6 protein-coding genes are annotated in these 4,960 nt (G+C 56.0%); 1 reads left to right on the top strand and 5 read right to left on the bottom strand.

The window, feature by feature from the left end; genetic code table 11:
* Nucleotides 1-900: molybdopterin molybdotransferase MoeA (locus ACXJ5O_RS18840; protein ID WP_457301233.1), on the top strand; the 900-nt coding region annotated here is incomplete at its 5' end.
* Here the strand turns inward: ACXJ5O_RS18840 and ACXJ5O_RS18835 are convergent.
* From ACXJ5O_RS18835 to ACXJ5O_RS18815, 5 genes are all read right to left on the bottom strand, one after another.
* A complete protein-coding gene (locus ACXJ5O_RS18835) occupies nucleotides 892-1,947 on the bottom strand; it encodes a Gfo/Idh/MocA family protein (protein WP_457301232.1) in 1,056 nt (351 codons plus the stop codon). The two genes, ACXJ5O_RS18840 and ACXJ5O_RS18835, sit on opposite strands and share 9 nt — an antisense overlap.
* Complete coding sequence (locus ACXJ5O_RS18830; RefSeq protein WP_457301231.1) at nucleotides 1,947-2,729, bottom strand: ThuA domain-containing protein; 783 nt, start codon at nucleotides 2,727-2,729, stop codon at nucleotides 1,947-1,949. The genes ACXJ5O_RS18835 and ACXJ5O_RS18830 overlap by 1 nt, the downstream gene beginning before the upstream one ends.
* Before the next feature lie 33 nt (nucleotides 2,730-2,762).
* On the bottom strand, nucleotides 2,763-3,767 hold the full coding sequence (locus tag ACXJ5O_RS18825; RefSeq protein ID WP_457301230.1) for an ABC transporter ATP-binding protein: 1,005 nt from the start codon (nucleotides 3,765-3,767) through the stop codon (nucleotides 2,763-2,765).
* Nucleotides 3,768-3,777: 10 nt separating this feature from the next.
* The gene (locus ACXJ5O_RS18820) at nucleotides 3,778-4,608 is read right to left on the bottom strand and encodes a carbohydrate ABC transporter permease (RefSeq protein WP_457301229.1); all 831 of its coding nucleotides are present in this window, start codon (nucleotides 4,606-4,608) and stop codon (nucleotides 3,778-3,780) included.
* Nucleotides 4,608-4,960 (bottom strand): carbohydrate ABC transporter permease (locus ACXJ5O_RS18815; protein WP_457301228.1); only part of this gene is annotated, 353 nt, incomplete at its 5' end. The genes ACXJ5O_RS18815 and ACXJ5O_RS18820, both read right to left, overlap by 1 nt.

Below are 4,960 nucleotides of genomic sequence, written 5' to 3'. Positions count from 1 at the left end.
GGTGCGGACAGTGTCGTGATTCAGGAAAACACGGTTCCGGGAGATCGTCAGGTCGAGATCACAGAAACCGTCGCATTCGGCAGGAATATCCGTAAAGCGGGTCTGGACTTCGATGAAGGCGATCTGCTGCTTGTGGCGGGACGCGTTCTTGATTCAGCCGCGCTTGCCCTCGCCGCCGCAGCCAATCACCCGACGCTTGAAATGGTTCGGCTGCCTCGCGTGGCTATTCTCGCGACCGGCGACGAATTGGTTACCCCAGGCGACAATTATCGGCCGGATCAGATCATTGCCTCCAACAGTTATGGACTGGCCGAGATCGTGCGCCAGGCAGGCGGAGTCCCGATCGATCTTGGTATTGCCGAGGACCGGCTCGAGGCCTTGAGCGATGCGCTCGATCAGGCTGTAGAAGCCAAGGCAGATATTCTGGTCACGCTTGGCGGTGCTTCGGTCGGAGACCATGACCTCGTTCAGCCTGCGCTCGCTGCCAAGGGCATGGAACTCGATTTCTGGAAAATTGCGCTGCGCCCAGGCAAGCCGTTGATGTTTGGCCGCCTGCAGGACATGAAAATCCTCGGCCTGCCCGGCAATCCAGTCTCCAGCCTGATTTGCGCGCATATATTTCTGATCYCGCTGATCCACGCCATGCTCGACTTGCCCCATGCGCCTGATCTTCGTTCGGCGGTTCTTGGCACCGACATGGGCACCAATGACCAGCGTCAGGATTATGTTCGCGCGCGCATCTCCAAAGACGATAGCGGACAACTGATCGCGACGCCCTTCATTATGCAGGATTCGTCGATGCTGAAGTTCCTGGCGGACTCCAACGGCCTGATTGTGCGTGAACCGTATGCGCCCGCGATCAAGGCGGGATCGGCATGCAGCGTGATGATGCTACGCTGATCCTTCGAGACGGTGTTCCTTGCGGTCGACTTCGGTGACGGTGGCAAGGTCGATTGCCTTCTGCAATTTGGCCGCGTGACGGAATGATGGTTCGAGCGTCCGGCCCTGCCCCACGGCTTCGACAAAGCGTTGGTAATTGGTTGGTACCGGCTCGACATCGATTTCCTTCCAGGTCGCCGTCTCGATATCGTCGCCAAGGCAAACAAAGAGCTTGGATCCGTCATGCCGGTGCTGGATTTCAAATGAACCCTTGTCGCCATAGACACGCAAACGCAATTCATTGACGTGTCCAGTGGCCCAACGACTTGAATGTACCACGCCCAAGGCACCATTGGTGAAGCTCACGGTCATGGTAAAACTGTCATTGGCATCGAGTTGATATTCGCCGATCCGATTGCCATCCGCCTTATCGAAGGCTTTGAGGCGGCAGAAAACCTCGTCGATTTCCGTATCGGTCGCGTAGACGACAAAATCCAGAATGTGGACACCCACATCGCCGAGGGTGCCGTTGGACCCATGTTGTTTCGACAAGCGCCACAGCCACTGGCTTTCCGTGCGCCAATCGCCCCAGACTTTTGATACGAGCCAGCTTTGGAGGTACGACGCCTCGACATGCCTGATCTTGCCGATCTGACCGCCTGTCACCAGTCGGCGGGCAGTCTGCAACTGTGCTACATTGCGATAGGTCAGGTTGACCATGCCGACCAGATTGGCGTTTTCGGCGGTCTGGGCCATTTCCATGGCATCGTGATAGTTCGTTGCCAGAGGCTTTTCGCAAAAGACATGCTTGCCGGCGGCAAGACAATGCATTGTCGTGGAATGATGCGCGCTGTCAGGGGTTACGTTGGCGACGGCATCGAACTCTCCCCAGGCAAGCGCATCCTCAAGTGACGTGAACGCCCGTTCGAATGAGTATTTGTCACGGAACGCTTCCGCCCTGCCCTTGTCGACGTCAACCGCCCCGGCAAACGAGACACCTTCAATGTCGATAAAGTTTCTGGCGTGGGCGCTCGCCATGTGGCCAGTCCCCAGGATTAATAGACGCATCAACGAAAGCCTTCCTCACCAGACTCGTGCAAACTGCCGCCGCGTGCCGTGATGGGTTCCAAAGCTTTCTCGACCGGCACATTCGGCGCCTGTGTAATATCCGGAAAACGCAGCGGATTATACGCCCAGTTCACCGCATTGCGCAGCACGAGTCCGACAGTTTCGTCATGATACGTCGGATAGGTTTCATGTCCCGGGCGGAAGTAGAAAACATTGCCTGCGCCTTTGCGATAGGTAAGCCCCGAGCGAAAGACTTCGCCGCCCTGGAACCACGATACGAATATTGTTTCCAATGGTTCCGGCACAGAGAATGGTTCGCCGTACATTTCTTCGTTTTCCAGCTCGAAAAATGCCGGCAATCCTCTGGCGATAGGATGTCCGGGGTTAACGACCCAGAGACGTTCCCGTTCGCCCGCCTCGCGCCAGTTCAAAGCGCAGGGTGAACCCATCAATCTCTTGAAAATCTTCGAAAAATGCCCCGAATGCAGAACGATCAGTCCCATCCCTTCCCAGACCCGCTGGGCCACACGCACGACTACCTCGTCGGCAACGTCGCCATGAGCGCGGTGCCCCCACCAGACAAGGACGTCGGTCTCTTCCAGCACCTTGTCGGTCAGGCCATGCTCCGGCTCCTGCAGGGTCGTGGTTTTGACGCTGAGGTTGGTATCGCTCTTCAAAAGCTTGGCGATCTGGTTGTGCATGCCTTCCGGATAGATCTCGGCAACTGTTTTATTGATCTGCTCATGGACGTTCTCGCCCCAGATAAGCGTGCGAATTGCCATTGGTCTTTCCTTATCTTTGGTGTGGAGGTTTTATCAATTTGCCGCCGGGCGGCCTGATTGGTCGAAACGGTGGATGTTGTTGTTAACGGGCGCAACGCAAAGCAGTTCCCCCGGCTGTTGGTGTGCCGAGCCGTCCTGCCGTACCACCAAGGGCTCCTTGGCGCCGATATCGATATAAAGGAAGCTCTCGGATCCAAGGTTTTCCGCCAAAAGAAGCTTGCCTTTCCAGAGACCGTCCTCCTTGATTTCCAGATGTTCCGGTCGCACCCCCAAAATGTCGGTCTTGTAGGCATCCGCAAATTCCTCGGTGAGGAAATTCATCTTGGGTGAGCCTATGAAGCCGGCAACAAAAATCGAYTGCGGCTTTTCATAAAGCTCCAATGGCGTGCCAACTTGCTCGACATTGCCATCCCGCAGAACACAAATCCGGTCTGCCAGCGTCATGGCCTCCACCTGATCATGGGTTACATAGATCATCGTCGTCTCATGCATCTTGGCGTGGAGCTTGGCTATTTCAAGACGGGTGGCGACACGTAGCGCGGCATCGAGGTTGGACAGCGGTTCATCGAAGAGAAAGACCTTCGGATCGCGAACAATTGCCCGGCCGATGGCGACCCGCTGGCGCTGGCCGCCGGAAAGCTGCTTGGGAAGCCGGTCGAGGTAATCCGCAATCTGCAGCATTTCCGCTGCCTTGTGCACCCGCCGCTTGACATCGTCCGCGCTGCCCTTGGCCAACTTCAGGCCGAATGCCATGTTGTGATAGACGGTCATATGCGGATACAGCGCATAGGATTGAAACACCATGGCGATACCGCGCTGGGACGGCGTCAGACTGTTGACGATCTTCTCATCGAACGCGAGCGTCCCGGAGGTGATATCTTCAAGCCCCGCAATAAGTCGCAGCAGCGTCGATTTTCCGCAACCCGACGGGCCAACGAAAACCATGAACTCGCCGGGCTCGATTGCGAGGTCCACACCCTTGATGACATCATATTTGCCAAAGGATTTTCGGAGATCTTGCATACGAATAGTAGTCATTTGAAGCACCTTAGCCTTTGACACCGCCGGCTGTAAGGCCGGAAATAATCTTGCGTTGAAAGATGAGGACGAGGACGACCAACGGCACCGTGACGATCACGGAGGCTGCCATGACGATCCCCCACGGTACCTCGTGCGCGCTTGAGCCGGTAAAGAGGGCGATGGTGACCGGCACGGTACGGGTTTCCGTCGAAGACGTGAAGGTCAACGCGAAAAGGAACTCGTTCCAGGCCGCGATGAAGGCAAGCAATCCGGTCGTTACCAGCGCAGGCCACATGAGGGGCAGGAACACCCTTGTTATGATCACCCAGGGCGTGGCGCCATCGACGATCGCGGCCTCTTCAATCTCGACGGGCAGATCACGCATGAACGTCGTGAGTACCCATACCGTAAATGGCAACGTGAAGATCATGTAGGAAAAAACCAAGCCGCCGAGTGTGTTATAGAGACCCAGAAGCCGGATAACTTCGAAGAGCCCGGCCAGGACGGCTATCTGCGGGAACATGGAAACTGACAGAATCGTCAAAAGCAACAACGACCGCCCGCGAAACCGGACTCTGGACAAGGCAAAGGCGGCCGTAACCGCCATCAGCAGGGACAGGGTCACGACGCATGCCGATACAATGATGGAATTCAACAGGTTGCGGGAAAAACTTCCCGAAGCGATAACGTTCACATAATTCGCTACGGAGAACGAAGTCGGCCAATATTCGATCGTGAAAATCGCACTGCCGGTCCTAAAACTCGTAATGATCGCGTAGTAAAACGGGAAAACCGCGCATACAACGATCACAGCGACAAGCGCATAGAACGCTGTGTTTTTGATGATGGACATGGGCATCAGYGCTCTCCTCCGTCCAGCTTTACACGGCCGATCCAGATCGCCAGCATGGTCATGAGCGCTGTAACCAGAAACAACAGCGTCGACTGCGCCGAGCCGTAGGCGAACTTATCGAAGTCGATCAGATTCTCGCGCGCCAGAACCGACATGGTCTTGGTCTGGGCACTGTTTGGTGTCAGCACATAGATCAGATCGAAGATTCGCATTGCATCAAGCAGCCGGAAAATGATCGCCACCATCAGCGCTGGCTTTACTAGCGGCAATGTGATCCGAAAGAACTGCTTGACGGGATGAACGCCATCGATGCGCGCTGCTTCATAAATGTCACCCGGGATCATCTGCAGACCCGCAA

It is taken from the genome of Phyllobacterium sp. P5_D12 (assembly GCF_054049495.1).
Note: the sequence above shows the minus strand (reverse complement) of the source record. Positions and strands in the feature narration are given on the sequence as shown.

Bases quoted from the DNA above. Each gene is read 5' to 3' on its own strand.
- ACXJ5O_RS18835 (WP_457301232.1), bottom strand. From the start codon at position 1,947: ATGCGTCTATTAATCCTGGGGACTGGCCACATGGCGAGCGCCCACGCC.
- ACXJ5O_RS18820 (WP_457301229.1), bottom strand. From the start codon at position 4,608: ATGCCCATGTCCATCATCAAAAACACAGCGTTCTATGCGCTTGTCGCT.
- ACXJ5O_RS18830 (WP_457301231.1), bottom strand. From the start codon at position 2,729: ATGGCAATTCGCACGCTTATCTGGGGCGAGAACGTCCATGAGCAGATC.